32 protein-coding genes and 1 tRNA gene are annotated in these 25,530 nt (G+C 67.6%); 12 read left to right on the top strand and 21 right to left on the bottom strand.

Annotated elements, in window-relative coordinates; genetic code table 11:
* The first annotated feature begins 23 nt into the window (after window positions 1-23).
* Both DMB42_RS20250 and DMB42_RS20245 read left to right on the top strand, forming a co-directional pair.
* Window positions 24-647 (top strand): TetR/AcrR family transcriptional regulator, encoded by a 624-nt coding sequence (locus tag DMB42_RS20250; protein WP_125636544.1) that lies wholly within the window; start codon window positions 24-26, stop codon window positions 645-647.
* Window positions 648-914: 267 nt separating this feature from the next.
* Entirely contained in the window at window positions 915-1,118 is a 204-nt protein-coding gene (locus tag DMB42_RS20245) for a hypothetical protein (protein WP_125636543.1), read from the top strand.
* Window positions 1,119-1,144: 26 nt separating this feature from the next.
* Here the strand turns inward: DMB42_RS20245 and DMB42_RS20240 are convergent, their stop codons facing one another.
* Window positions 1,145-1,963 carry a MerR family transcriptional regulator gene (locus DMB42_RS20240; protein ID WP_260477808.1) on the bottom strand — a complete coding sequence of 273 codons (819 nt, stop codon included), beginning with the start codon at window positions 1,961-1,963 and terminating at the stop codon, window positions 1,145-1,147.
* Between the two features lie 28 nt (window positions 1,964-1,991).
* The gene (locus DMB42_RS20235; protein ID WP_125636542.1) at window positions 1,992-2,510 is read right to left on the bottom strand and encodes a VOC family protein; all 519 of its coding nucleotides are present in this window, start codon (window positions 2,508-2,510) and stop codon (window positions 1,992-1,994) included.
* A gap of 131 nt (window positions 2,511-2,641) precedes the next feature.
* Between DMB42_RS20235 and DMB42_RS20230 the strand changes: the two genes are divergently transcribed.
* From DMB42_RS20230 to DMB42_RS54310, 3 genes are all read left to right on the top strand, one after another.
* Window positions 2,642-3,400, top strand: coding sequence for a sigma factor (locus tag DMB42_RS20230; protein WP_125636541.1), 759 nt, complete (start codon window positions 2,642-2,644; stop codon window positions 3,398-3,400).
* A 60-nt stretch (window positions 3,401-3,460) separates the two neighbouring features.
* Window positions 3,461-3,931, top strand: coding sequence for an FAD-dependent oxidoreductase (locus DMB42_RS54315; protein ID WP_221762257.1), 471 nt, complete (start codon window positions 3,461-3,463; stop codon window positions 3,929-3,931).
* Window positions 3,932-4,009: 78 nt separating this feature from the next.
* Window positions 4,010-4,396 carry a hypothetical protein gene (locus DMB42_RS54310; RefSeq protein ID WP_221762256.1) on the top strand — a complete coding sequence of 129 codons (387 nt, stop codon included), beginning with the start codon at window positions 4,010-4,012 and terminating at the stop codon, window positions 4,394-4,396.
* Between the two features lie 47 nt (window positions 4,397-4,443).
* On the opposite strand, the gene DMB42_RS20220 is transcribed toward DMB42_RS54310, so the two are convergent.
* From DMB42_RS20220 to DMB42_RS20190, 6 genes are all read right to left on the bottom strand, one after another.
* The gene (locus DMB42_RS20220; RefSeq protein ID WP_125636540.1) at window positions 4,444-5,565 is read right to left on the bottom strand and encodes a CU044_5270 family protein; all 1,122 of its coding nucleotides are present in this window, start codon (window positions 5,563-5,565) and stop codon (window positions 4,444-4,446) included.
* Window positions 5,562-6,101 carry an RNA polymerase sigma factor gene (locus tag DMB42_RS20215; protein WP_260477807.1) on the bottom strand — a complete coding sequence of 180 codons (540 nt, stop codon included), beginning with the start codon at window positions 6,099-6,101 and terminating at the stop codon, window positions 5,562-5,564. Before DMB42_RS20215 ends, DMB42_RS20220 begins: the two co-directional genes overlap by 4 nt.
* 1,002 nt (window positions 6,102-7,103) lie before the next feature.
* Entirely contained in the window at window positions 7,104-7,526 is a 423-nt protein-coding gene (locus DMB42_RS20210) for a hypothetical protein (protein WP_221762255.1), read from the bottom strand.
* Window positions 7,527-7,873: 347 nt separating this feature from the next.
* Window positions 7,874-8,206 (bottom strand): hypothetical protein, encoded by a 333-nt coding sequence (locus DMB42_RS20200; RefSeq protein WP_125636537.1) that lies wholly within the window; start codon window positions 8,204-8,206, stop codon window positions 7,874-7,876.
* Window positions 8,207-8,412: 206 nt separating this feature from the next.
* A complete protein-coding gene (locus tag DMB42_RS20195) occupies window positions 8,413-9,165 on the bottom strand; it encodes a hypothetical protein (protein ID WP_125636536.1) in 753 nt (250 codons plus the stop codon).
* A complete protein-coding gene (locus tag DMB42_RS20190) occupies window positions 9,158-9,745 on the bottom strand; it encodes an RNA polymerase sigma factor (RefSeq protein ID WP_125636535.1) in 588 nt (195 codons plus the stop codon). The genes DMB42_RS20195 and DMB42_RS20190 overlap by 8 nt, the downstream gene beginning before the upstream one ends.
* A 372-nt stretch (window positions 9,746-10,117) precedes the next feature.
* Here DMB42_RS20190 and DMB42_RS20185 point away from each other — a divergent pair, with 372 nt between their 5' ends.
* Window positions 10,118-10,615, top strand: a complete 498-nt coding sequence (locus tag DMB42_RS20185) for a SigE family RNA polymerase sigma factor (RefSeq protein ID WP_125636534.1) — start codon at window positions 10,118-10,120, stop codon at window positions 10,613-10,615.
* A 4-nt stretch (window positions 10,616-10,619) separates the two neighbouring features.
* The gene (locus tag DMB42_RS20180; protein ID WP_125636533.1) at window positions 10,620-11,597 is read left to right on the top strand and encodes a hypothetical protein; all 978 of its coding nucleotides are present in this window, start codon (window positions 10,620-10,622) and stop codon (window positions 11,595-11,597) included.
* Between the two features lie 88 nt (window positions 11,598-11,685).
* Here DMB42_RS20180 and DMB42_RS20175 read toward each other — a convergent pair whose 3' ends face one another.
* The 3 genes from DMB42_RS20175 to DMB42_RS20165 form a co-directional block, all read right to left on the bottom strand.
* A complete protein-coding gene (locus tag DMB42_RS20175) occupies window positions 11,686-11,889 on the bottom strand; it encodes a hypothetical protein (protein ID WP_125636532.1) in 204 nt (67 codons plus the stop codon).
* Window positions 11,890-12,176: 287 nt separating this feature from the next.
* Window positions 12,177-12,602, bottom strand: a complete 426-nt coding sequence (locus DMB42_RS20170; RefSeq protein ID WP_185844762.1) for an SRPBCC domain-containing protein — start codon at window positions 12,600-12,602, stop codon at window positions 12,177-12,179.
* Window positions 12,599-12,937, bottom strand: a complete 339-nt coding sequence (locus DMB42_RS20165) for a helix-turn-helix transcriptional regulator (protein WP_125636530.1) — start codon at window positions 12,935-12,937, stop codon at window positions 12,599-12,601. The genes DMB42_RS20170 and DMB42_RS20165 overlap by 4 nt, the downstream gene beginning before the upstream one ends.
* A gap of 87 nt (window positions 12,938-13,024) precedes the next feature.
* Here DMB42_RS20165 and DMB42_RS20160 point away from each other — a divergent pair, with 87 nt between their 5' ends.
* Window positions 13,025-13,513: a DUF1579 family protein gene (locus DMB42_RS20160; protein WP_125636529.1), complete on the top strand. Its 489-nt coding sequence runs from the start codon at window positions 13,025-13,027 to the stop codon at window positions 13,511-13,513.
* A 133-nt stretch (window positions 13,514-13,646) separates the two neighbouring features.
* Here the strand turns inward: DMB42_RS20160 and DMB42_RS20155 are convergent, their stop codons facing one another.
* The gene (locus DMB42_RS20155) at window positions 13,647-13,865 is read right to left on the bottom strand and encodes an ATP-binding protein (RefSeq protein ID WP_312024748.1); all 219 of its coding nucleotides are present in this window, start codon (window positions 13,863-13,865) and stop codon (window positions 13,647-13,649) included.
* Between the two features lie 1,137 nt (window positions 13,866-15,002).
* On the opposite strand from DMB42_RS20155, the gene DMB42_RS53295 reads away from it, so the two are divergent.
* Window positions 15,003-15,623 carry a hypothetical protein gene (locus DMB42_RS53295; protein WP_185844761.1) on the top strand — a complete coding sequence of 207 codons (621 nt, stop codon included), beginning with the start codon at window positions 15,003-15,005 and terminating at the stop codon, window positions 15,621-15,623.
* 354 nt (window positions 15,624-15,977) lie between these two features.
* Here DMB42_RS53295 and DMB42_RS20145 read toward each other — a convergent pair whose 3' ends face one another.
* Window positions 15,978-16,415 (bottom strand): hypothetical protein, encoded by a 438-nt coding sequence (locus DMB42_RS20145; protein WP_125636527.1) that lies wholly within the window; start codon window positions 16,413-16,415, stop codon window positions 15,978-15,980.
* A 275-nt stretch (window positions 16,416-16,690) separates the two neighbouring features.
* On the opposite strand from DMB42_RS20145, the gene DMB42_RS20140 reads away from it, so the two are divergent.
* Complete coding sequence (locus DMB42_RS20140) at window positions 16,691-17,299, top strand: hypothetical protein (protein WP_125636526.1); 609 nt, start codon at window positions 16,691-16,693, stop codon at window positions 17,297-17,299.
* A gap of 306 nt (window positions 17,300-17,605) precedes the next feature.
* On the opposite strand, the gene DMB42_RS20135 is transcribed toward DMB42_RS20140, so the two are convergent.
* Window positions 17,606-17,902, bottom strand: a complete 297-nt coding sequence (locus DMB42_RS20135; RefSeq protein ID WP_125636525.1) for a helix-turn-helix transcriptional regulator — start codon at window positions 17,900-17,902, stop codon at window positions 17,606-17,608.
* A 72-nt stretch (window positions 17,903-17,974) separates the two neighbouring features.
* Between DMB42_RS20135 and DMB42_RS20130 the strand changes: the two genes are divergently transcribed.
* Entirely contained in the window at window positions 17,975-18,910 is a 936-nt protein-coding gene (locus DMB42_RS20130) for a hypothetical protein (RefSeq protein ID WP_221762254.1), read from the top strand.
* A gap of 80 nt (window positions 18,911-18,990) precedes the next feature.
* Entirely contained in the window at window positions 18,991-20,718 is a 1,728-nt protein-coding gene (locus tag DMB42_RS20125; RefSeq protein WP_125636524.1) for a hypothetical protein, read from the top strand.
* 247 nt (window positions 20,719-20,965) lie between these two features.
* On the opposite strand, the gene DMB42_RS20120 is transcribed toward DMB42_RS20125, so the two are convergent.
* The 7 genes from DMB42_RS20120 to galU all read right to left on the bottom strand — a co-directional run bounded on the left by DMB42_RS20120 (window position 20,966) and on the right by galU (window position 25,514).
* A tRNA-Ala gene (locus DMB42_RS20120) sits at window positions 20,966-21,039 on the bottom strand.
* Between the two features lie 49 nt (window positions 21,040-21,088).
* On the bottom strand, window positions 21,089-21,661 hold the full coding sequence (locus tag DMB42_RS20115) for a hypothetical protein (protein WP_125636523.1): 573 nt from the start codon (window positions 21,659-21,661) through the stop codon (window positions 21,089-21,091).
* 124 nt (window positions 21,662-21,785) lie between these two features.
* Window positions 21,786-22,439 (bottom strand): GNAT family N-acetyltransferase, encoded by a 654-nt coding sequence (locus DMB42_RS20110; RefSeq protein ID WP_185844799.1) that lies wholly within the window; start codon window positions 22,437-22,439, stop codon window positions 21,786-21,788.
* A 58-nt stretch (window positions 22,440-22,497) separates the two neighbouring features.
* Window positions 22,498-22,977 (bottom strand): molybdenum cofactor biosynthesis protein B, encoded by a 480-nt coding sequence (locus tag DMB42_RS20105; protein ID WP_221762253.1) that lies wholly within the window; start codon window positions 22,975-22,977, stop codon window positions 22,498-22,500.
* Window positions 22,974-23,450 (bottom strand): cyclic pyranopterin monophosphate synthase MoaC, encoded by a 477-nt coding sequence (gene moaC / locus DMB42_RS20100; RefSeq protein ID WP_125636521.1) that lies wholly within the window; start codon window positions 23,448-23,450, stop codon window positions 22,974-22,976. Before moaC ends, DMB42_RS20105 begins: the two co-directional genes overlap by 4 nt.
* A complete protein-coding gene (glp, locus tag DMB42_RS20095; protein ID WP_125636520.1) occupies window positions 23,447-24,625 on the bottom strand; it encodes a gephyrin-like molybdotransferase Glp in 1,179 nt (392 codons plus the stop codon). The genes moaC and glp overlap by 4 nt, the downstream gene beginning before the upstream one ends.
* Window positions 24,612-25,514 (bottom strand): UTP--glucose-1-phosphate uridylyltransferase GalU, encoded by a 903-nt coding sequence (gene galU, locus DMB42_RS20090; protein WP_125636519.1) that lies wholly within the window; start codon window positions 25,512-25,514, stop codon window positions 24,612-24,614. The genes glp and galU overlap by 14 nt, the downstream gene beginning before the upstream one ends.
* Window positions 25,515-25,530 lie beyond the last annotated feature (16 nt).

Here is a 25,530-nt window from a genome sequence, read left to right as displayed (position 1 = left end):
ACAAGTGTGCTGTAATAACCCTCATGCCCAAAGTCGTGGACCATGAGCAGCGGCGCGAGGAACTGGTCCGGGTCGTGTGGGAGATCATCAGCCGGGAGGGGATCGAAGGGGCCACGGTCCGCAGGGTCGCCGAAGCGGCGGGCATCTCGGTCGGCGGACTGCGCCACTACTTCGACAATCAGCGCGGCCTGCTCAGCTTCGCGGCCGAGGCGGTCGCCAGAAGTGTCACCAAGCGCATCACCGGCCACCTCGACGCGGAGCTGCCGGGCATGCGGCGTGCCCAGCTCATCCTCGAAGAGATGCTTCCGCTCGACGACGACCGCCGCGTCGAGGTGGACGTATGGCTGGCGTGCCTGGTGCGTTCACGCATGGATGAGTCGATGGCGGAGCAACGCCGCGCGGGCTGGGCGGGCGAACGCCACATCTGCCGCCTGGCGGTCGCCTTCCGCCACAGCCTGCCGCTCCCCACCCGTATAGGGCAGGAGTTCGGCGACGCCGGGCTGGAGGGACAGGCCGTGCGACTGCACGTGTTCATGGACGGCCTGACGCTCCAGACAGCGGCCTACCCGGACAACTTCACGCCCCAAGCGGTACGCCGGATGGTCCACGAAGAGCTGTGCCGCCTCGGCGAGCCGTCTGCCGAGTGACTGCGGCACAGTCCTTGGCGTGCGGCGGCGAGGTCTGCGGGAGGCGTCCCCGGCGGTGTTCGGGCTCACGCCCGTACGCCGATCACGAGACCGGCGGTCAGCGGGAGGAATCCGCCAGCAGGAACACCGCCAGGTACGAACCGCCGCGAGCACGGTCCAGCACGACCCGCAGCGGAAGCAGCGGCCCCTTGACCCGGGCCTGAAGCCGTACGAACGCGACCAGCGCCAGAGCTCCGGCCGTACGCGCGCCTCTGGCGTCTGGAGACGTTGGACGGGCGTGCCGCGGGTGATGGCAGCCGTGCGCAGCTCGTCTCCACCTTGGAGGCCGCCGCGTCCACCGCCCGCGAGCAGCACGCCCTGCCGCACCTGGCCGTCCTGTGTCAGCGCCTGGCTGAAGCGCTACGCCGCCGCTGGCCCGACGCGGACATCGACCTCACCACCCTGGAGCCCTACACGCCACGCCTTCCGTGACGGCTGGGACGACGAACGCGAGTACGTCAGGTCCAGGTCGCCGATTCCGGGTCGATGCCGCGATCGCGGGCGTTGGCGTCGATGATGTCGCGGAGCCAGACGGCCAGACCTGGCTCGATCGCGTCGTAGTACGCCGTGAATCCGGGATCGGCGGCGAGCATCCTCCCCATGCAGACGTGCATGGAAAGGCTGCAGTCGAAGTACGCGTCGATGGAGGCCCTGTGCCGTTCCGCCAGGGCGTTGGCTCCGGCACTGCCCGGCCTGCCCCCGGCGCGCTTGGCTGCCGCCAGGTCCTGCTCAAGCGTCTCGACGTTGTGGGCGACCTGCCTCCAGTCCTCGGGGGTCATGCCGGCGGCGCGCTCGGCGTACTGTGCCCATTGGGCCGTCTCGCCCCAGCGGTCACGTGCGCCCGCGGCCAGTGACGGCTTCCAGCGCTGCCCGAAGATCTCGACCTGTTCCTCCGCGGAGAGCAGAATGCCGGCGCGGGCGGCTTCGATCATGCGATCGACCGCGTCGACCATCGACCGCAGGCGGGAGATGCGATCGAGGAGCTGGGCCCGCTGTTGCCTCAGCGGTACGGTCACGTCGACCGTCGGAGCATCGAGAAGTTCGCCGATGTCGTCGAGCGGCAGACCGAGCTCGCGGTAGATGAGCACCCGGTGGATACGTGCGACGTCGGCCGCGGAGTAGAGCCGGTACCCCCCGGCGGTCCGCCCCGACGGCCGGACGAGCCCGATCGCGTCCCAATGATGGAGGGTGCGGACGGTGACCCCCACGTGCGACGCCACGGCCCCGACGGTCAGTCCGCCGGGCTCCGCGGCATCGTCCATCGCGGTGCTGGTCACGCCGTCGAGTCTTACATGCACGTCTGACCTAGGCGGTTTCACCCCCCTGCGGGAGCAGGTAGCCGTTCTCCTCGAGGTGGCGCGCCTCGGCGCTGTCGGGGTCGAAGGGACGGGCCGCGGTCATGATCACACGGGCGTTCTCCGGCGTGATCACTTCCAGTTCCACGGTGTTCCACGGAGTCTTCCGCGGTCCCGTCGTACATCCGGGCACCAGCGCGGTGCACGCCCGCGCGATCTCGTCGACCTGGCTCAGCACACAACTGAAGCCGATGGTCACCGTCGCGGGAGCCGGCAGGGCATCGACCGGGACGAGCAGAGCGTCCTGGAACGCCCACCGTCGAACATGCGTGACCTGCCCCGGTACCGTGAACAGGTCGATGAAGCCGAGCCCCTTGGTCCAGAAGTTCACGGACTCGGCCAGGTCCGGCGTCGGCACGGTGACGAACATCGGCATGCCGTAAATGCCGCGGTAGATCTCAGGTGGCGTCGCGTCGGGCCCGGGCGGAGGGACAGGGCTGATCTCGAACGCCTCGTAGTAGTCGGTCATGCGTTCAGCGTGCTGCCTGACGCGACGTAAGGGTCAAATCAGTTCCGGCGCAGGCCGCGGCGGCCCGGGTGACGCCGGGCCGCCTAGGATCGGCGGTCGAGCACTGATCCGAGAAGGGCAGGAGGCCGAGGGTGGCGCCGACCGACGCGTTCGCGGAGGCCGACTGGCAGGCACATCGCCCCGCCGTCTTCGGGGCGGCCTACCGGATCCTCGGCAGTGTGGCCGAGGCCGAGGACGTGGTGCAGGAAGTCTGGTTGCGCGCCGCCGCCGCCGACCTGTCCGAGGTACGTGATCTGCGGGCCTGGCTGGTGACCCTGGCCGCGCGGGGGGCGTACAACGTGCTCAAGTCGGCGCGTGTCCGGCGGGAGTCCTACGTCGGGCCCTGGCTGCCCGAACCGCTGCTGACCGGGCCCGACGCCGCCGCTCAGGTGCTCATGGACGAGTCGGTGAGCACCGCGATGCTGGTGGTCATGGAGACGCTCTCCCCGGCCGAGCGCGTCGCGCTGGTGCTGCACGACCGGGCGTCCAGGGCCGATACCGAACGCCTGCTCAAGGCGTTCAAGGCGGCCGCCGACGCGGGGAACCTGGCCGAGCTCGTCGAACTGCTGCATCCCGAGGCCGTCTATGTCGCCGACGGCGGCGGCAAGGTGACCGCCGCGCGCAGGCCGGTCCACGGCGCCGCGCCGATCGCCCTGCTGGCGGTCAGGCAGATCGAGATCAGGCGTCCCGACGCGTTCCAGATCATCGAGGTGAACGGGCAGCCGGCCCTGGCGACCTACCGCGGTGGCCAGCTGGTCTGGCTCGACACCCTGGAGATCGTCGACGGGCGGATCACGACGTGGCGGAGACTGGCCAATCCGGAGAAGTTCGCGCACATCGGTCACACCTGAGCCCGCTGTCTTGTCTCCCTGCCGCCCCCTGATCCCAGGGGAGGTTGAGAGGACGAACCAATGGCACACGTTGTGATCATCGGAGGCGGTTTCGCGGGCGTGTGGAGCGCCGCGGGCGCGGCGCTGGCACGCGAGCGGGCGGCCGGGGACACGGACCTGCGCATCACGCTCATCGCGCCGAACGACCACCTGGTACTTCGCCCACGCCTGTACGAGCCGGAACCGGACCTGGCCAAGGTGGAGCTGCGCAGGATCCTCGGGCCGATCGGCGTCAGGCACCTGCGGGCCTCGGTGAGCACGATCGACACCGACCGCCGCACGGTGGTGGCCGACGGCGAGGAGATCGGCTACGACCGCCTGGTGCTGGCGGCCGGCAGCCGGCTCGTCCGGCCCCACGACCTGCCCGGGGCCGGGTGCTGCTGGTGGACCGGTCGCGGGTGCTCGCGAACCAGCTCGGCCCGGGCCCGCGTGCGGAGATCGAAGCCGCACTGGACGAGCTGGGCGTCGAACACCGGCTCGGCACGACGGTGACCGAGGTCGGCGAAGGGCACGCCGTCCTGTCCGACGGCACCAAGGTCGAGGCGGACGCGGTGGGTCTGGTCGGTGGGGATGCGGGCCAGCGAGCTCACCCGGCAGATCAGCGACGAGCTCGACCACCTCGGCCGGACACCGGTGGATCGGTGGCTGCGCGCCCTTCCCGAGGTGTTCGTCGCCGGGGACACCGCCGCGGCCGACCTGCTCGGCGTGCCGCTGCGCGAGTTCACCCCTGGTCCGTACGTCACCTGCCTGGACCTGGGCGACGCCGGCGGGATCTTCACCCGGGGCTGGGACCGGAGGGTGATGGCCACGGGCCCTGAGGGCAAGGAGATCAAGATACGGATCAACCAGGCGATCCACCCGCCGGTCGACGACGCGGAGAAGATCCTCACCGCCGCCGACCGCGTCCACATCGAACTGCCCTTCTTCCCCCGCGACGACGGGCAGCCCGTCCCCTGACCCCCGTCCTCCTCCGGGGCGCGGCGACCTGGCGGCCGCCGCGCACATCAGTTGACAGGCACGATCCTGGTGGGCAGCTTCGGGCGTGCGTCCGTCCAGCCGGATGCGGTCAGAGCGGTCCACGAGGTGAGCGTTCCCGTACGGTCGGGAGATCGTTCCTGTACGGCCAGCAGCCGGCCTGAGGACTCCTCGATGATGATCTGCCTGGTCCCGTCGAGTTCGATGCCGTTCCCCGCCCGGCCCAGGGGATCGGTGGTGGTCCCGATGTTCTTGACGCTCGTCAGACCCGCGAGCATGCGGTAGAGCGCGGCGCGTACCTGAGGAGTCGTCGGCAGTTCGGAGAGCAGGCTGGTGGCCTGGCTGTAGAGAAGCTCCTCGGTGGCCGGGTAACCACCTCGCCAAGCCCGCCCTTGCAGAACTTCCTTCAGCCGCACCGGGTCCGCCGGCAAGCCCATGACCTGTTCGATCGTGACGTGTACGGGACCGACCGCAGGATAGGAGACTTCGGGATTCTGCTGGTCGTCCAGCCGGAAGGCGAACGGCGGTCGCGGCGCCATGCCGCCGATGCTGGGAACGCCTGGTCCCTCACAGGCGCCGAGCCGGTACGCCCCCTGTTCTCGCCAGATCACCTCATCGGCCGGGGAAAGCGGCTTGCCTGACTGAGCGGTGACCAGGCCCCAGCTCGGCTCCCGCGCCGACTTGGCCATCCAGACCTCATGCGTACAGGTCACCTGATATCTGACCATCTTGGGTGTCATGCCCGTGGGTGCGCGCTCTTCCGCTCCCACTGCCATGCTCTGGCCGGAACTGTGCCAGTAGCGGCCCGTCGCCGCGTCGGCGGTCTCGATCCGATCCGCGGCGGCAAGCAGGACCGTACGGGCGGATACGGGTTGAGACGTCGTGGGCCCGGTGTCCGTGCTCCGCGTCAGCGTGACCGTCACGACCGTGGCGGCCGTCGCGACGGCGGCGATGCGAATGGCGGTCATGATGTTCGATCTCGGCCGTGACAGCCTGCCTGCCGGCCTGGTTCGCGGCTCGTCGCCGGCGTCGCTCAGCAGGTCGTCGGCGGCCTTGCTCAGCAGGTCGTCGGCGGAAAGGCGGGATCCGCGATCCAACGAGTCCGGACGGGCCATGGCGAGCAGTCGCATCGCGTCGGGCTTGCGGCTCATCGAAGTTTCCCTCCAGGGAAGATCACGGGCTTGGGGGACGGGCTGGTACCCGCGGTGTCGATCGCCGATTGCAGCCGACGGCGTGCACGATGCAGCCGGACGAAGAAGGTGGCCTTCGTACAGCCCAGCACCTCGGCCGCTTGCGCGGCGGACAGGCCGTGCCACGTGGTGAGAGTCAGAATCTCCTTGTCGTCGTCGGACAGGGTGGCGAGCGCGCGGAGAACGGTGAGTCGTTCGGTGGCGTCTTCACCCACGTCGGCGACGGCCTTCTCCACCCACGTGCGCAGGTCGGCCTCCAAAGACGCACGGCGGGCGTCCTGCCGGAAGTTGTCACGCAGGATGTTCCGGGCGACGCGGAAGAGCCACTGCAACTGCGCGTGGTCGGGGATGTCGTCAAGTCGTCGCCAGGCGACGAGGAAGGTCTCGCTGACCACTTCCTCCGCGAGCTGGTGTCCGGCTCGAGTCACCGCATAGCCGTACACCCGCGCTTGGCAGGTGTTGTAGAGCGCGGTGAAGCGCTCGTGGGGGTTGGGCAAGCCGGTTCCTTCGGTCGGGGACGCACGTCGTTCATGGAACATGTGGTCCGGACGACGGCTTTCTTACATCTCGATCCCGCCTTTTCTGCGAGCCGGGTGGTCCGACTTCCGGACATGGGAAAAGGGCCTCTGGATTGCTCCGAAGCCCCTTCTCACCTGCGTCTTCCCGGTGAGGTTTTCACAAGGAGTTCACTCCTGCGACAGAGGATGGGGACTTCGGCGTCCACGGGGCGATGGCGAGGGTGGTGGCCAACCAGCTCATTGGCGGCTGTCACGCGTATGCCGGCGGCCCGTGAGGCTTGCCTTCCTGCGGGTCATCGACAGAGTGCCAGAACTCATGCCGATTCTGGCCGCTGGATGAGTCATGGAACGACGTCAGTTCCGATCATCATCTCCTAACCGGTCCGGGATCCGAGGTGATCCGAAGCTGCCACCCTTATGCCATGGTTCGCACATCACTGATCGCATGCTGCTTAGCCATCTCGCTCGCCGGCTGCGCAGCTACCCCGGTGCCGGTGGCGTCATCCGAGTCCGCTCAGCCGGAACCCGCCGCCGCCCCGCAGACTCCACTGCAGCAGAGCACCGTTCCCGGCACGCAACGGTTTTACGCCACCGAGTTACGACCCGGCGACTGCATCGAACCCCTTCCCCAGACGTCCCTGGTGACCGTCGTCCCCTGCCGCGTGCCGCACTCGGCCGAGTTCGCCACCACATACGTCCTCCCCCAGGGGCCGTATCCAAGTGCGGACATGACGCGACTTGCGGAGAACGGATGTCTTCCCAGAATGCGCATCAAAAAGTCGAAAAGGGATGAGATCGGCATCGCGTGGCTTGGGCCGGCCTTGGAGGACTGGCCTCGTTACCGGACCGTGTACTGCCTGGCCGTACCCATGGACGGAAAGAAGACAACGGGACGGCTGGTCGAGTAACCACCCGTGTGCGTGCCCGCGCGCAGGGAGTTGCCTGCCGCCGTCTGGTCGAACCCCTGCCCTTACAGCCCGCTCAGCCCTCGTCCCAATACGAGTACGGGGCGACCGACACCCCTTCGACGATTGAGCGTTCGTCCGCCTCGTCAGCTTCAGGGTCCAGGTCACGAGCCCACAGAGATCCCATCGACCACACCGAGAAGCCCGCGTGGAAGGTGAATCCGATGTCAGAAGGTGTGCTCGTGTAGCCCTTCGCGGCCAGATCGGAAACCACCTCATCCATGAACCGGTAGGTCAGCTGCACGCCGTCGAAGAACACCTCCTCACCGCCGGAGCCGGAGTAGCCGATCTCCACCAGTTCGACTCTGTCGTCCGGGGCGTAGTGGATGATCAGCATGGGGGCGGTGTCGTAGACGTTCTTACTGCTCCGGTCATGCACCGGGCCACCGATCCGGCCCTCAACCTCGGCTCGCCGATCTCCGATCTTGACCAGGGGCACACCTGCCCCAGGAAGTATCTCCATGCTCCCAAGTCTGCCGACTCCTGGCGATGTAGACAGACAAACCGTCTGGTTACAAAGGGCGGCTTCCGGGCCCTCCAGGAACGCCACTCCTGTGCGAGATCCCCAAGGGCACGTACATCGTCCCGTCACCCTTGCTCGGCGTACGCACAGAGGAACTGCGAGCGCTCACCTGGCCACACGTCAACCTCGACGGCACACCACCGGCAGGACAACGACCTCGTGTTCTCCTCCAGAGTCGGCACCGAACGGGACGCCCGCAACGCCCGCCGCTCGTTCCGCCCTGGACGGTGGCAGAAGGCAATGGATCGTATCTTCGACCTGGGTCAGTGATCTCTGAGCCAGGATTCCAACGGCTCAGGCCTCATCCGGTTGTAGAAGGACAGGATGCGCACCTTTAGTGCGTCATCCTCACGGGTGAAGATCCATCGGTATTCCGTGGGCTCGCTGTCCCACGAAAAACGACTGTCATGGCCCTGAGTGACCTCCACCAGGCTGCGTAAGAGGTCTCCGAGGGCGTCAGTCAGGTAGGACACGACCATCCGGGTTTGTCTGTCGCCCTGACCTACGGTGACGACGGCCCATCCGTTCTTGGGAGGCCCATAGCTGAACTCGATCTCAGACCGATTGATCATCTTCGCATTCAACCGGATAGTCACTCAGTAACGCTGAAGGCCGCTCCCGATCACTCAGAAGCGGCCTTCCACCTGAGGGGCGTTCACGAGTAGGCACGGTAGAAGCGGGGCCCGTAGGATCGCTTCCCGGACAGCCGCTGATCGTTTCCCGACCCAGGCCTGACCAGTGGGGCGGAGTCAGTGCAGTTCCTGTTTGGCCAGGTCGTCCGCCCCACGGCGCGAGGTGCGGATCAACTGCCGGGTGGTGGTGTGGCGTCGCCGATGTCGTTGGCCGAGGGGTCCGCCACGACCTTGCACGGCTCAATGGGCCCGGTCGTCAGCCGTCCACTGAACTGCCAGGCAACCCCGGGACTCTCCACCGTGGGCTTGACCGGATTCTCCATGACCTCGATCATCGCGATCTGGCCCGGCTTGATGTGGCGGGGGTAGATGGTGATGCCATCTTGCGGGCGAATTGCCTGGTAAGAGATCGACTTCTGCAGTCTCTCCCGAAGCCTGGCCTGCGCGGCGGCATCACTGCTCGACAGCTCCTCCTCAGTCAAGCCGAAGTTGTCGCCCTTGAGGAAGGGGGCCCGGTTGTTTCCGCAGCGCTTGCCGAGGGGCAGGTAGATGATGTCAGCCGACACACCCCAATCTGCCAGTTCCCTCTCGAGATGCTCGGGGTCCCGGAAATCGTAGATCTTGAGGTTGATCGACCCGTCCTGGTTCTTCGTCAGCGCGTACGCCGGCTTGGCGGAACCGAGCAAGGAAGGCACGGCCACGCCCACCGCGACGGCCGCCGCCACAGCTGCGCCCATCGCGAGCCGCCGCCCGCTCAGGAGCGGCCGTTCCAGCCGAGTGTGCCGACCGAACGGAAGCAGCCTCCTCCAACGCCGATCGCGCGGTGCCGCAGTCGTCTCCTGAGCGAGCCGGAGGCGTTGCCGAGCCAGGGAGTGGGGCGGCTCATACTCCAGTTCCTTGATGAGCGTCTTCAATTCATCCATGATCTTGCGCCTCCAACGGGTTGACTCCACCCAGGGTGTGGCGGACCTTGCGCCGGGCCCGATTGAGCCGCGACTTGACCGTGCCGACCGGGATGCCGAGCGCGCGCGCCGCTTCCTCGTACGTCATGTCGCTCCAGGCGACCAGGAGCAGCACGTCCCGGTCGCCTCGCGACAGCACTGCAAGCGCGTTCAGCAGGACGGTCCGCGACCCTTGGGCGGTCAGATCACGAGTGATCGCCTCTTCCGGTCCCTCGACGGGCTGGGCCGGGCTCTGCCGCTTCAGCGCACGGTAGCGGCTGACCTCGGTCCGGCGGTGGCCGGTGATGAGCTTGGTCGCGATGCCCAGCAGCCAGGGCCGGGCATCGCGATAGGAGATGTCGTACGCGTCGCGCCTGCGGAAAGCGATCAGGAACGTCTCTCCGACGAGGTCCTCGGCGAGTACTGGGCCGAGGCGGAAGGAGATGTACCTGTAGAGCGTCGCGGCGTAGCGGTCGAACAGGGCGGCGAATTGCTCCGGATCATCGAGGGAACTTGTGATGATCTCGGAGTCCACCACCAGCGGTGACGTGTGCGTCACCATAGATGATCTATTTTCGGCACTGGACCCCCTTCGAATGTCATCTGTGTCTTGTCACAAGAGGCTCGAGTGTTCACGGGCATCCGCCACTGGTTGATCACCGTCGACGCCGAGGCCCTGAAGGGCTCTTGCAGTCTTCGGGGCCGGCGATGCCATTGCCGCCCACAGGTGGAGCTTCCAGGGTTCAGCGTGCTGCGTCGGGCATGCGGACCGTTATGTATGGATGTGCCTGTTCCAGCCGGCGGACAACCGTTGGTGCTGAGAACGATCACCAACTGCAGAAGTGTGAAAGAAGACAGGTTCTTGAGCCCGAGCAACCTTCAGTTCTTCCGGCGGCGTAAGGACGGGTGACTGTCGCCTGAGGAAGGACCGTACATGGCGGATAGATCGGAGTACGACGCGTTCGTCGAGGCGTCGTGGCACCGGCTGCTCCGCACCGCCTACCTGCTCGCCCGTGACTGGGGAGCGGCCGAGGACCTGGTGCAGACGGCGCTGCTGAAGGCGTGGCAGGCCTGGCCGCGCCTGGGCGACGAGCGTGAGGCGTACGTCCGCAAGATCATTGTGAACCTGCACGTCTCCTGGTGGCGGCGCCGCTGGAGACGGGCCGAGCTGACCAGCGAGTCGCCGCCCGACCAGGCGCAGGCGGCCGACCACATGGGACAGGCCGACGATCGCGAACTGGTCTGGCAGGCGCTCGGCCGCTTGCCTGCCCGGCAACGGGCCGTCGTCGTGCTTCGGTTCTTCGAGGACCTGACCGAGGTCCAGACCGCTTCGACGCTCGGCTGCAGCGTCGGGACGGTCAAAAGTCAGGCAAGCAGGGCGCTGGCCAAGCTTCGGGTGGACGAGTCATTCGCGTACGACAGGAGGGGGTAGCGCCATGCATATCGACCAGGGAGAACTCCGCGACCTGCTGGTCGAGCGCAGCAGCCCTGCGCTCGACCGCTCGATCCCGTGGCACTCACTGCGGGCCAGGACGCGCGGCGCGCGGCGGCGCCGGTTGTCGGCCGTCGCTGTCACTTTCGCCGTCGCGGTCGTCACCGTGGGAACGATCGTCAACCTGCGCGGGCCGGAGCAAGTCGATCATCCGACCACCGCGACAGTGACCGAGAAGTTCCCGATCCAGTACGAGGAGTCCGACGGCACTGTCTACCGCAGGCTCGCCACTGCGGCCTTCGACCCATCACGCGAGGAATCGACGACATTCCAGGTGAAGGTGAGCGGCAAGCCGGTGGCCATCCTGCCTGACTGCCCGCATCCCAAAGCGGGGCCACCGCGCGTCAGCGTGCGGGTGCCGGGCCTGAACAAGGACTTCACGCTGTCACTGATGAACTCGTGCGAGCAGGGCAAAGCGGTCGACACGCAGCTCTTCCCCGCCGGGACTCGGACGGTGAGATTCTCCGTCACGACCTACCCTGGGATGACGCTTCCGGGGAAATGGCGGTTCGGCGTGTACGAGTGGACGCCGCCGGCCACGATGAGGACCGCCTCGCCTCCGGTCGAGCCGCTCGCGAAGATCGGGAAGGACCTCAGCCTGGTCGCCAAGGGCAGCGCCACCTGGCCCGGCACCCGTGAGGTGACGCTCACCGTGCCGAACAGGGGCCACGGCCTGGCCATCGTCACCTCCTGCGGGGACGGCCTCGCCGAGCGGCTCAGCCGGAAGCTGTGGGTGAACGGGCGCCTGAAGGACTTCGGCGACTGCTCCCTCCCGCCACCCGGAGGCGGGTACCTTTACCTGGGCAAACGGCCGCGCAGTGAGAAGACGACAACGATCAGGGTCCGGCTGGAGACGTCCATCCCCGAATACCTGCGGCGCCCCGGAACGCTGACAGTGGCCGTTTATGACGACGTCCGATGACAGTGCGTGATCGTGCCATGCGGTAACCGGCTCAGGAGCATGGCCGGGCATCAGCGGTGGTGGCGAGGCTGCCAGGGCGAGAAGATGCCTACCGGACGACGCGACTGCAATCACCGGCGCAATAGACGTCCGCACGAGCTACCAGGTGAAGCTCGACGGTCACGAACCCCAGGGCGATGATCACGGGCAATCCGCAACCAAAGGCCCAGCGAATGACGACGGCTTCCGTCGAGTGCCTTCTCTGCTTGATCACGGCGTCATCGACGCCGGCCGGTATGCGCCGGATGCGCATGGCTATGAAGGTGGACCCGAGAGCCATGTGTCGGTCGGTTTGAGAGCCACTTGCTGATCAACTGCTTTGGAGTGTCAGTGAAAATGAGAGCCATGCCCGTGGGTCTGGGACATGGCTCTCGTGACGCTGTGTGTGTTGTCGGCGTACACCTCCCGCTGCGGAGGCAAGCACGCGTAAACGTGCACAGCCCGAGGACGGTTGGCCGGTGGCGGTGATGTGGCCTTGACGGCGGCCAGGGTTCGTGAGGCGGCAGCACGGGTGCGACGTACGCGTATGTTCGACCAGGTTCAGCGGAGTTCCGGGCGTTCTGCTGTTTCGCCCAGACGATGGAGCAGGTGCGCCCAGCCATCGTTGGTCTCCTCTTCGAGTACGGTCGGCAGACCACTGTGGCGCAGGGTGAGCTCGGTGCCATCACCGTCCGGGGTCAGGGTGACTTCGACTCGGGATGCCTCTGGTGCCATGTCGGGCGCTCCCGGTGTGGCCTCCCAGCCGAAGGTGAAGACGAGACGTTCGTACGGCACGAGCTCCACGAACCGTCCGCGCATCACCGGGCGTGGGCCCTCGTGCATCGCAACCTGCAAGGTGCCACCGGGGCGGGCGTCCAGCTCGGCCGTTCCCCACCATTGGGCCAGGCGTGCCGGGTCGGTGAAGAACCGCCAGACCGTCTCGGGACGCGCACGGATGTGCAACGTCTGCTCAATCGTCCTGCTCACAACGATCCCTTCACGTCCTGGTCACCAGTGTGCGCGCGTTCTTCTCGCTCGGCTTCGTGCTGGAGGCGGCTGAGCGAGGTGGACCACATTGTCTCCAGGAACGTCACCGCCTCGGCCAGCCCCTCCGGACGTAGCCGATAGAAGCGGCGATTGCCTGCGCGGCGGACGTCGACGAGACGGGCTGCTGCCAGCGTTCGCAGATGCTGGGATACCGCAGGGCGACTGATTTCGGGAAAGCGCTCGGCGATCTCGCCTGCCGATACCTCGCGATCCCGCACCAGGACGAGGATGGCGCGGCGGGTCGGGTCCGCCACAGCGCGAAGCGCGTCGTCCATGGGCCACCGCCTTCGTTTGCGCACTGCCGGGACAGCATGTAAGTGTTTAAGCAACATCTTACACTCTATCGATGGCGAGGATCCCCCATGTCAGGAGACGACAGCACCCATGCCCCGCGACGGGAGAACCAGCGCCTGAATGCGCTGGTTGGCCGTTGGCGTTCGCAGGGGCGTATAGCGGCCACCGCGATCGACCCGGCGATCCGCATCGCCGGGTCGGACACCTACGAGTGGCTGGCGGGCGAGCACTTCCTCATTCACCGTGTGGACGTGCGCATGAATGAGGAGCACGTCGAGGTCATCGAGATGATCGGGCCCTACGATCCAGCGAGCCGGACCTACCCCATGCGCTCCTTCGACAATCACGGCAACTTCGTCACCATGCGGGCAAGCGTCGACGACGAGGGCGTCTGGACGTTCGCCGGTGAGACGGAGCGGGCGACGCTGGTGATCGCCGAAGACGGCGACTCCATGACGGCTGAATGGGAGCGCACTGACAACGGCTCGAACTGGCGGCACTGGATGGACATGAGCTTCACGAGGGCTTCCAGCCCCAGCGCCATCCCTCGCCGCTGAATCCCTCGCAGATCAGAAGCCTCACAGTCGAGCTCACCTCGCCGTTCCTGGCAGAGGCACCACAACACCATCATGCTGTGCGCGTCTATCTGTACGCGCCTTTGCGCATGGAGGTGTACGCCGACAAGTGTGGTCAGCCGGCTTGTTCGGCTCTGGCTCGGGTCTGGGCAAGGCGGTAGGAGTCGGTGCCGGTCTCGATGATGTTGCCGGCGACGGTGAGCCGCTCGACGATCGCGGCGCAGAGGCGCGGGTCGGTAAAGGTGCGGGTCCAGCGAGAGAAGGACTCGTTGCTGGCGATGGCGACGCTGCTCTTCTCTTCGCGTTCGGTGAGGACCTGGAATGGTCTCTCCATCGACGAGATCGCCAAGCTGTGCGGCCCACGCTGGCCATGGACCGAATCTTCGACGGCAGGGATGCCTAGCCCTGCAACATGTCACTCAGAAGATCACAAAGGCCCCTTCGGATCATCCGAAAGGGCCTTTGACCTGGGTAGGGTGTTCACGAGTGGGTCTGACCTGGGATGTAGAGGGAGGCTTGAAGATCGCTTCCCGAGGGCGGCGTGATCGTTTCCCAGGTTGGAGGGGCTGCTGGTGTCGATACGGTGGGTGTGACGATGGTTATGTGACGTGAATGCGGCACTGGCCTCGCTTGTTTCTCCCGGTTTGTTAGGGTCCGTGCGTGATCTTTCGTGGCTGGTGAGGCATGGGCTGGTGATAGCAGGTATGTCGATGGTGCACTGGAAGCACAGGTGGCTGGCCGCTGCGGCGCATCTCCTCCAGCGGTGGGGACCTGTGGACGCCGAGACCGGGCTGGCCGCCTTCCGGTTCGCCGCGATCAGCGGGACGGCGGTACCTCCTGAAGTGCGTCCCTGGATGACCACACCGGAGCCGACCGAAGTCGCCCGATGTGGGGGTTTCCCGCAGACGTTCACTGGCGCGGGGCACGCCGGGCACCGGCATCCGGTGGCTGTTCAGTCGCTGAATCACGCGCTGAACCGGGGCTGGCGGGAAGGGGGCTGGAGGGCGGCCCGGCCGCCGGAACAGGTCGCCCACGAGGCCGGTTTGCTGCTGACGAGCCAACTGAACGCCGTTCCTGGAAAGTTGGGTGAACCCGCCAGAGAACTCCTCGCCGAGTTAGTCAGGAAGATGTTCGTGCATTCGTTCATGGACGACTGGGTGCGCGTGACGGTGGCTGCCCGCCCAGACGGTCCTGTGCTCAGTGACGAGGTGCATCTGCTTGGTCGCGGCCTGGGCGGCGAGACCTTCCGGTTGTCGGTGGCTTCCGCTGCGTCCTTCCCCCCGCTTCACAAGGCTGGACGCTGGCCAGATACCGCACGTCTGCTGACCCGGACGACCGACCCGCGCCGCGCCCTGACCGAACAGCAGTACCGGCATGCGGACCTCGGCGTTCGTGCCGCGTGCGCCGCGGAGGTGCTCGGCGAGTACGTCTGGCTGACCAACAACGACCGATCGCCGCGCGAGAGCCGTACTTGCTGCGTCTCAAACAGAGCGCGAACGCAGACGGCGCCGTCCGCTTCCAGTGCCCGGCAGCGGGCACCTCCCCGTCGGTCACCTGCCCCCGCTTCGACCGCCTCCACCAGCATGAACTCAGCCGGCCCACCGCAGTCGACCTGACCGACGCCCGGCAACGAGCCGCCCACCCAGCGGCCAAACCCCGCGTCCTGCCACCGCAGCCCGACCTGAAGACCGGCGAACTGCCGAAGATCTGCCACCAGCACACCATCACCGTCCGCAAGGACGACCTCGGCCACCTCGACAAATTCCGCCAGGACCTGGCCTACCTGAGTCCCGCCTGGATCGGGACCTACAAGTCTGTCCGCGCCAACACCGAAGGCATCAACGGCCGGCTCAAGGGACACGACCTCGACCTCGGCGATCCCAAGAACCGGCTCGCCCACGGCCGCGTCGCCCAGACCATCCTGGTCGCATTGCTCGTCACGGTCGCCAACGACCACTTCCTCGACCAGTGGCACCACACCCACCAGCTCCAAAACGAGCCGATCACACCCGCCGACACCCCGCAGACTCCAGCCGAGCCCTTCAACGGCACGCCACCCGCAGGCCAGAGCAGACCACCACCCGCCCCATAAGCCGCAAAACCCGCCACCCCACCGCAGCGCCCAGCCCACCGTCGGCTTCGCCATGCCCAACGGCCGGATCTCGGTCCTCCACCAGCGGTCTGACACCACCCGGGCCTTCCCAGACACCCGCTCCGCGACACCCCAAACCAGGACGAACCCGATTCGGAAACCCCTGAAACAACAAGATCCCGCCTGATCGCGGTGATCAGACGGGATCCCGTCAACTTCAGTCCAGCCGTTTCAAGAACGGCCCCTGGTGGGGTTCACGAGTTGGTCTGACCTGGAACTGAGTGGAGGCTCGGAAGATCGCTTCCCAGGATCCTTGTGATCGTTTCCCTGGAGGGAGGAGGGAGGTTCGTCGTTCTAGGAGGGCAGCCAGGAGGGCCACCAGGGCAGGACACAGTTGCCTGGCGTGCCTTGGGTGGCCAGGTCGTACAGGGTCAGGGCTACCGGCCCGGCGGCCGAGACGGTGATGGTGAGCGCCAGCAGGAGGAGTTCCAGCCACATGCGGCCGGCCAGGCGTGGCAGTCGGGCGAGTAGCTGGAAGGCCAGCGAGATGAGTGCCGACAGCACCGAGACGACCGGGAAGAGAACAAGGCGGCTCACCATCCAGATGGACCCGGCGAAGTTCTCTCCCGCACTCAGGTGGCCAGCGCAGTAGACGTGCGCACGAGCTACCAGGTGAAGCTCGAGGAAGGTTCCGACGGTCGCGAACGCCAGGGCGATGATCACGGGGAATCCGCAGCCGAAGACCCAGCGAATGTCGCCAGCTTCCGTCGAGCGGCTTCTTCGATTGATCACGGCGCCATCAAAGCAGGCCGGTATGTGCCTGATGCGTAGTTAATGTGGAGATCCGGTGCAAGGCGGCTCGGGCGTGAACCCGGAAACGACTCTGGCTTCGTTGCGGAAGTTGCGGCTTGAAAGCAAGGAAGATCTTGTGATGTGTCTGCACTCGCGTGGCTTTCGTGCCTACAGTGTGGAGTTGCAACTATTCGGTGAGTGAGTAAGCCGGAGTGCGGTGAGGCGCTGGGGTCATCAAGCCTGAGGGGGCGATGGTGCCATCACGGTTTGAGCAGATGAGTGTCGCTCAGCTTGTTGAGCGACTGGACGACGAGGAAGCCCAGGCGCGGCAAGAGGTCGTGGCGTGGCGCGAGAAAATCGCCGAGGCCGAGGAGCGACTGGAGCAACTGGCGGCGGTTCGGCGCACCTTGGCCAGGTTGCAGGCCAAGGACGAGGTGTCGAGCCGGAACCCCGTGGAGGATCTTCGGGCGAAGAACGCGGCGAGTGACGGTCGCGATCCCGTTGAAGTGCTCGACCAGAACGCCCCGGGCTCGCACGAGCCGGTCACCGGTGAGGCCGGCCGTCAAAGTCCCGCCGAGTCTCGCCACCTTCAACCGGTGCCGTCCATGGGAGCTCCGGACACTCTTGCTGCCGCGTGGCCCTCGTTGACCGGTGTCAACCGGCAGGTCGTCATCATGTTGGCCTCAGCAGGTCGTCCGATGCGCGCTAGAGAGGTCGCGATGGCGTTGGGCGAGCCGGATATTCACAAGCGGGTGGAAGTCGTCCGGACTCGTCTCAAGCGTCTGATCGACAAAGGGTGGCTGGCCGAGCACCAGCGCGGGCAGTTCTCGATCGCTGAGGGCCTCGACGGCGTCGCGCTGAACGGGGCCGCCGCTGACCATTGATGAGTTTGCCGTCACCCTTGGGCTGCGAGGGGTTGAGCCGAGTGGCCCGGGTCGACGATGAGAGGGTGCCGCCGAGAGTTCAGCTCGGCGGCACCCGGGTTGCGTGAGCGCCCTGCAGGTCTAACTGACGGTGGCTCGCGCGCTTCTGAGCGTAACGCGCGATGCGGTCGCTTGGGGGCCGTCGAGCCTATTTCGCCTGCCCTGCCCGATGTCCGGCAGAGCGGAAAGAGGACGATGATGCCTGTCACACCTGTCGATAGCCGACCCCAAAGCGATGGTCGATCACCAATCGCGCCACCTGCTGCCTTACCGGGTGGTGGGCCACAGCGGCTGACCGAGGGCGCTCTCCAGCAGGGCGATGGTGGCCACGTCGGGCCACGAGGTCCCGGCGAGCAGGTCATTGATGGATTGCCGGTTGACCCCGGACAGAGTGGCCAGGCCGCGCCGACTCAGCTTGCGCGCGGCGAGTTCAGCGGTGAGGGTGGCGGCGATCGCCTGAACGACGACGGCAGCCGGGTGCCCGGCCAGGTCCGCGTGGGGCCAGGCCTGCGGGTTGTCGGCCAGGTCCCGGGGCGCGGTGGAGCGGGCTCGTCCGCCGACCATGACAATGTTCTCCTATCGGTCGAAGTCATCGCGCTGCGTAACGGCAGGTTGTCCTGCCGATATGAGTGGGGTGTGACCCTTGACCCGGACACCTCCCAAGCGATCACCACCTACCGGCCCCAGCACGCCCCACCCGAGTGGGACCTGATCGCCGACACCGTGCGGATGCTGGTGGCCGCGAGCGCCCGCACCTCCCCCTACCGGGTCCAGCGCCTGCTGACAGTGACCACCCGGTTGGCCGTGTGGTGCCACCGCACCGGCCTGCCGGATGACCCGGAAGTGTGGTTGCGGCACGAAACGATCGACGCGTTCGTCCTGACCGGCTGCACCGATCTGGCGCCGGGTTCGGCGCAGACCTACCGCAGCTGGCTGCGGCACATGCGCGCCACGCTGGCCTGGCTGGAACGCGGCGAACAGGTGCCGCCGCCGATGAAAGCGCCCACTGCCGTCAGTCAGCCGTACTCGGCCGCCCAACTCGGGCAACTGCGCGCCTGGGCGGACCATCTGCGTGGTCAGGCCCGCCACGACGCCCTCGCCCTGATGGCGCTCGGCTTCGGTTGCGGCCTGACCCCCGGCCAGCTCGCCGCCGTCCGCGGCACCCACCTGCGCCACCTGGACTCCGGCGCGGTCGTGATCGCTGTCCCCGACACCAGCAGGTTGATCGTCTGCCGGGCCGCGTGGGAACAGGTGCTCGCCGAGACCGCGACCGCCGTCGGGGACAGCTTCCTGTTCCGGCCCCGCCGCCTCGTGCCGCACTTCAAGAATCTGTTCAGCGGCTGGTCCGCCCGACACCGGCCCACCGGCGGACTGCCCGCCCTGTCGGCGCGCCGGTTGCGTGCCTCCTGGCTGGTGGAACTGCTCACTGCCCGCATCGACCCCGGCGTGGTGGCCGCCGCGGCCGGGATGAGCGTGGCGGCGCTGGCCCGCTACCAGCATTTCGTCCCCGCTCTGGATGAGCAGAGCGCGGTCGCCCTGCTGCGCGGCCGCACCGATGAACGGGCAGGTTGAGTACGGCAGCGCCACCCGCCTGGCCTCCGCGCACCACCCGAGCACGAGCAGCCCGCCCCCGACCACCCGCCAAACAGGCGTTGCAGGTCCCCGACGCCGTCGTCGACCACTACGCCCGCCTGCTGGACGCCTCCGGCATCATGACGTTGATCAACGCCGAGCTCGGGCGCCGACCGGGCCCGGCCGGGCTGCCGATCCGCGCGGTGCTGATCTGCCTGCTGGTCTCCATCCACTACACCGGCAAGGCCACCCTGTCCGAAGCCTGGCGACTGGCTGCCTTCTCCCTGACGGCGACCGCGCGTGACCATCTCGAGCTTGAGGCCGACCCGGTCGACGCCGACGACCCGCATGCCTGTCTGGCCAGCTCCCGGCGCTTCTATCGAGCATTTGACCGGCTCACCAGCCTGCTCGACCCAGCCCGGCACGACCGCCGCGCCCGCCTCCCCCAGCCAGATGCCGACCAACTGGCCACCACCTGGGAGGACACCGATCCCGAGCACACACGGCTGCGGGACCTGCTGCAAAACATCGTCACCGCGCTCGTGCTCACCCCGGTCAAGTGGGCCAAAGGCCGCGGCTACCTGGCCGGCTTCCAAGGCGACGTCGGGATCGACACCACCGCAGTGCCCGTCTTCGCACGACCGCCACGCGTCCGCCGCTCTACCGGTGAATTGGTGGCTTCCACCGAGATCACCGCAGGCTGGCACCATTCGGCCGGAAAGACCGAGCCGGAGTTCGGCTACAGCGCCACGCTCACCGTCGCCGCCCGCACCACCACCGCCGTCGCGACCGCCGCCGTCACCGCCACGTTCCCCCAGCTCGCGCTCGGCCTGGTCCTCGACACCCCGCACAAACGCATCGGCCAGACCGCTCTGGCCACCCTGCACCCGTTGACCCGACTCGATCTGCCCGCACGCTTCGCCGTGGTCGACCGCGCCTACACCGATCAGCAGCCCGACCACTTCGCCCGCCCCGTCCGCGCTCTCGGCTACAAACTCGCCCTGGACTACAAACTCCTCAACCGAGGAGTGCAGGGCAGCGTCCACGGCACCCTGCTCGTCGACGGCACCCTGGCCTGCCCGTTGATGCCTGACCGCCTCGCCCACGCCACCACCGGCCTGGACGATGACGCCATCCGCGCCCCGTCCGAGGAGTTGGCCACGGCGATCGCCGCGCGCGAGCCGTACTTCCTGCAGCTCAAACAGAGCCCGAACGCCAGCGGTGCCGTCCGCCTCCAGTGCCCGGCCGCCGGCACCTCTCCATCGGTCAGCTGCGCGCGATTCGACCGTCTCCACCAGCGCGAACCCGGACGGCCAGCCGCTGTCGACCTGTCCGACGCCCGGCGACGAGCCGCTCACCCCTCGGCCAAACCTCGCGTCCTGACACCCTTCCCCGACCTTCCCGCCGATCAGCAGCCGAAGATCTGCCGCCAGCAGAGCATCACCCTGCACCCGGCCGACCTGGGTCACCTCGACAAGTTCCGCCAGGACCTGCCCTACCTCAGCCCGACATGGAAACGGACATATGGATCTGCGAGGGCGCAGACAGAGGGCTTGAACGGCCGTTTGAAGGGCTTCGCCCTGGATCTTGGTGAGCCAAAGAACCGACTTGCCCACGGACGCGTCGCCCAGTCCATCCTGGCCGCCTTGATCGTCACGGTCGCCAACGACGACTTCCTCGACCAGTGGCGCCACACCCACCAGCCCGAGCACATCGCAATCCAGCCGCCGGACATCACCGCAGATCTCCCTGATCAACGTCCCAGCGAGCCACCCACACCGAACGGGACATCCCCACCTCGGACTTAAGCCACAATCCGCCTCATCAAGACCCAGCACCCCGCCAGCCGAGGGCTTCGCCATGCCCACCGGCCAGTCCACCGCGTCCCGACAGCCGCGCGACAGCACCCGAGCCTTCCACCACGCTCGCTCCACAGGCCCCGAAACCACGCGAATGCGAATCGGGCACCCCTGAAACGACAAGATCCCGCCCGATCATCAAGATCAGACGGGATCCCGTCAACTTCAGTCCAGCCGTTTCAAGAACGGCTCTGGGTGGAGATGAGGGGATTCGAACCCCTGACCCCTTCGATGCGAACGAAGTGCGCTACCGGACTGCGCTACATCCCCAAGGACTCGACCAGATTAGCAAACTCCCAGGGGTCCTCGCGCCACCCTTTCAGTCCCCCACCGCCCGCCTGGGCGGTTCGGCGTACTGGTCGAAGAGAACGTCGACATGCATGGCGGCCAGGTCGATGACCTCGGCCTCCACCTCCGCCGCCGCCCGGCGCGGCTCGCGGGCCCGGCGTTGCCGCTCGGCGCGCGCCTGGAGGGCCCTCTGGCGGCGCTCCCGATCCACCTGTACGGCGATCCGCAGAAAAGCCATGTACCCCAGCATGACCACCACAGAGGGCGCTACGCCCCACCACGGGATCATCTCGACCGCCGCGGTGACCACCGAGGCCAGCACCAGCAACGCGGTGAAGAACAACAGCCTCCGGCGGCGCGCTACGATGATCGCTCTGCGCCGCAGCCGGAATTGCCGGACATCGACCTTCTCGACCTCGGAAGCGTCCTCGTCGCCGTCGGCGGCGTCGAGGTTGTCCAGGTCGGGCAGCGCGTGCTCGCCCGTGTAGTGCTCTTCGAGCTCGGCCAGCTCCTGGAGGTTCGTCTTGTCCCGCCGCAACCACATCGGAATCAGGACGCACAGCCACATCACGACGATGGCGACATAGAGGAAGGCGCTGCTCACGACCACCTCCGGACAGCACGAAAGCGCGTACGTGCTCGTCGCGCCTTCATTGTGCTCACGTCACGCACCGTAAGACCGTGTGTCACTGATTGACGAGCATTCGGTGCGGTGTGTCGCGAGATCGTCAAACCTCTTCGACTGGAGATCCGCCGTGAGCGGCCGACTCACGGGCGCGCCGCCACTGTACGAGCAGGCCGCCGGGGACGTCCTCGACGGTCAGCGCGTAGCAGATGTGGTCACGCCAGGCCCCGTCGATGTGGAGTTGGCGACGCCGAATGCCCTCTTCCCTGAACCCGAGCTTCTCCACCACCCTACGGCTGGCCTGGTTCTCAGGACGGATGTTCGCTTCTAGCCGATGCAATCCGGTGGTGAAAAAGCAATGATCGACGGCCAGGGCGAGTGCGGTGGGGATGATGGCCCGCCCGGCCAGCGCGCCGTCCACCCAGTAACCGACCTGGGCAGAACGGGCAGACCCCCACACGATGGCCCCCACGGTCAGCTGCCCCGCGAACCGGCCGTCGTAGGTGACCACCCACGGCAGCGCCAGCCCCTGTCTCGCCTCGCGGCGCAGGGTGCCGACCATGGAGATGTACGGCCCGAGGCCCGTTCTGAACAGCGGGGTCTCGGGGTTGCTCGGTTCCCAGGGACGCAGCCAGTCGGCGTTGCGCAACCTGGTCTCGCGCCAAACGCGTACGTCGCTCAGCCGCAGCGGCCGGAGGCCTACCGGGCCTTCGTTCAGGGTCGCCGGCCAGCCACGAAGTCGATCCACACCTCTCATCATCCCCCTATCGGGCTCGATGTCGCCACGGATCTCGATCGGCAGAACGAAACCCTGGTCAGCGAGGGTGATCGCCGCCCCTGATCTGCTCGACCGCGTGCCGCAGGACGGGAGCGAGCACGGCCACCCCATCCCGGACGCCACCGGACGAGCCGGGCAGATTCACGATCAGTGTGTCCCCCGCCTGACCGGCCAGCCCTCGGGACAGAACCGACGTAGGCACCTTGTCGCGATCAGCCAGGCGAATGGCCTCCGCTATACCAGGAATTTCCCTGGTGATCACGCGGGCGGTCATCTCCGGCGTCAGGTCGAGGGGTGTGAGCCCGGTGCCGCCGGTGGTGACGATCACGTCGTAACCCTGGGCGACGCCGTCCCGCAACGCCGCTTCGACCGCCTCGCCGTCGGGCACCACCAGGGGGCCCGAGACCTCGCAGCCGGCGTCGGACGCCAGCAGTTCCACCAGCAACGGCCCCGATTTATCGGCATAAATCCCAGCGGAGGCGCGGTTCGACACGGTCACCACAAGTGCCCGGATCACGTGGCTTCCCGGGTCCACAGGCCGGTCTTCCCGCCCACCTTCTCCTCCACCCGGATGTCGGTGATCACAGCGGCCGGATCGACCGCCTTCACCATGTCGACCAGCGCCAGCGCGGCCACGGAGACGGCGGTCAGCGCCTCCATCTCCACCCCGGTACGGTCGGCCGTCTTCGTCCGGCAGGTGATCGCCACCCCCCAGTCCTCGACGTCGAGCACGACCTTCACGCCGTGCAACGCGATCGGGTGGCAGAGCGGGACCAGGTCGGGCGTACGCTTCGCCCCCATGATCCCGGCGATCCGCGCCACCCCCAGCGCGTCGCCCTTGGGCACCTCGCCGGACCGCAGCAGCGCCACGACCTCGGCCGACAACAACACCCGTCCGGTCGCCGTCGCCGTACGGGCCGAGACGTCCTTGGCCGAGACGTCGACCATGCGCGCCGCGCCGGTCTCGTCGATGTGCGTGAGTTCGCTCACAGCCGGATCACCTCCACGCTCGACCCACCGGGGACCTCGGTCACGTCCTCGGGCACCACGATCAGCGCGTTCGCCGAGGCCAGGGCGGCGAGCTGGTGGGAGCCCTGTCCGTGGACCGGCGAGACCGTGCCGTCGGAGGCCAGCACGCCGCGCAGGTACGAGCGCCTGCCCGCGGGCGAGCGCAGCGACCCGGTGACGTAGGCGGTCACCGTGCGCGACGTGTCGGTCGGCAGGCCGCGCATCTTGTCGAGCGCGGGACGTACGAACAGCATGAACGACACGAAGGAGGACACCGGGTTGCCCGGCAGGGCGAAGATCGGCACCCGGTCGTCACCCAGCACGCCGAAGCCCTGGGGCATGCCGGGCTGCATCGCGACCTTCTCGAACCTGACCGTGCCGAGCGGCGCCAGCGCCTCCTTGACGGGCTCGTACGCCCCCATGGAGACCCCGCCGCTGGTGATGATCGCGTCGGCGCGCACCAGGTGGGTGTCGAGCTGGTCGAGCAGTACGGCGGGATCGTCGCCGACGGACCCCGCGCGGAACCCCTCGGCGCCGGCCTCGCGCACCGCGGCCGTCAGGGTGTAGCTGTTGGAGTCCCAGATCTGCCCGCGGGCCAGCGGCGCCCCAGGCTCGACCAGCTCGGCGCCGGTCGAGATGACGACGACGCGCGGCTGCGGACGCACCCAGACACGGCGCCGCCCCACACCGGCGATGATCCCGAGCTGGGCCGGCCCGATCACCGTGCCGGCCTTGAGCACCACCTCGCCCGCCTGGACGTCTTCACCCGCCCGGCGAATCGCGTTACCCACTGGCACGTCACGATTTATCTGGACGGAGACCGTGCCCCCGTCCGTCCACTCCACCGGGACGACGGAGTCCGCCCCGGCGGGCATGGGCGCCCCGGTCATGATCCGTACGGCATGCCCCGGGCCCACGGCCCGCAGCTCGTCGGAGCCGGCGGCCACGTCGTCGATCACCGGCAGGGTGCCCGGGACGTCCTCGGCCCTGACCGCGTAGCCGTCCATCGCGGAGTTGTCGAAGGGCGGCAGCGGCACCGGCGAGGACACGTCCTCGGCCAGCGTCGTGCCGAGCGCCCGCTCAAGCTCCAGCTCCAGGGGCGCGAGCGGACGCACAGTGGCCAGGATGTCGGCCAGATGCGCGTCAACCGATCTCATCGAGGAACTCCCGCAGCCATGGGACGAACTCCGGCGCGAGATCCTCACGATCCGCGGCGAACTTCACGACCGTCCGCAGATAGTCGAGCTTGTCGCCGGTGTCGTACCGCCGCCCGCGGAACAGCACGCCGTGGACCGGCCCGCCCTCCTCGGTACCGCGGCCGGCCAGCGTGCGCAGCGCGTCGGTGAGCTGGATCTCGTTGCCGCGCCCCGGCGGCGTGCTCTCCAGAACCTCGAAAACGGCGGGATCGAGCACGTATCGCCCGATGACTGCCCATGTGGACGGCGCCTCGTCCACCGGCGGCTTCTCCACCAGGTCGGTCACGCGCACGACGTCGTCCTCGACGGTGCCGGCGATGGTGGCGACGCCGTAGAGCGAGACCTGCTCCCTGGGCACCTCCATCAGCGCGACCACACTGCCCCCGAACGTGTCACGGACCTCGATCATGCGCTTGAGCAGGGCGTCGCGATAGTCGATCAGGTCGTCACCGAGCAGGCACGCGAACGGGTGGTCGCCGACGTGCTGCTTGGCGCACAGCACCGCGTGCCCCAGCCCCTTCGGCTCGCCCTGCCGCACGTAGTGCAGCGTGGCGAGCGAGGCGGGCTCGCGGACCTGGGACAACCGTTGCTCGTCGCCCTTGGCCTCCAGGGCCTCTTCCAGCTCGAACGCGCGGTCGAAGTGGTCTTCGATGGACCGCTTGTTCTTGCCGGTGACCATGAGGACGTCGAGGAGCCCGGCGGAGGCCGCCTCCTCGACGACATACTGGATCGCGGGCTTGTCGACGATGGGCAACATCTCCTTGGGTGTCGCCTTGGTCGCCGGGAGGAACCGGGTGCCCAGACCCGCGGCGGGCACGACGGCTTTCGTCACAGGGTCGAAGTCAGCCATGAGTAGACCCTAGTGG

Origin of the sequence: Nonomuraea sp. WAC 01424 (assembly GCF_003947315.1) — a bacterium.
In the GTDB taxonomy this organism is placed as follows: Bacteria; Actinomycetota; Actinomycetes; order Streptosporangiales; family Streptosporangiaceae; genus Nonomuraea; species Nonomuraea spiralis.
Note: the sequence above shows the minus strand (reverse complement) of the source record. Positions and strands in the feature narration are given on the sequence as shown.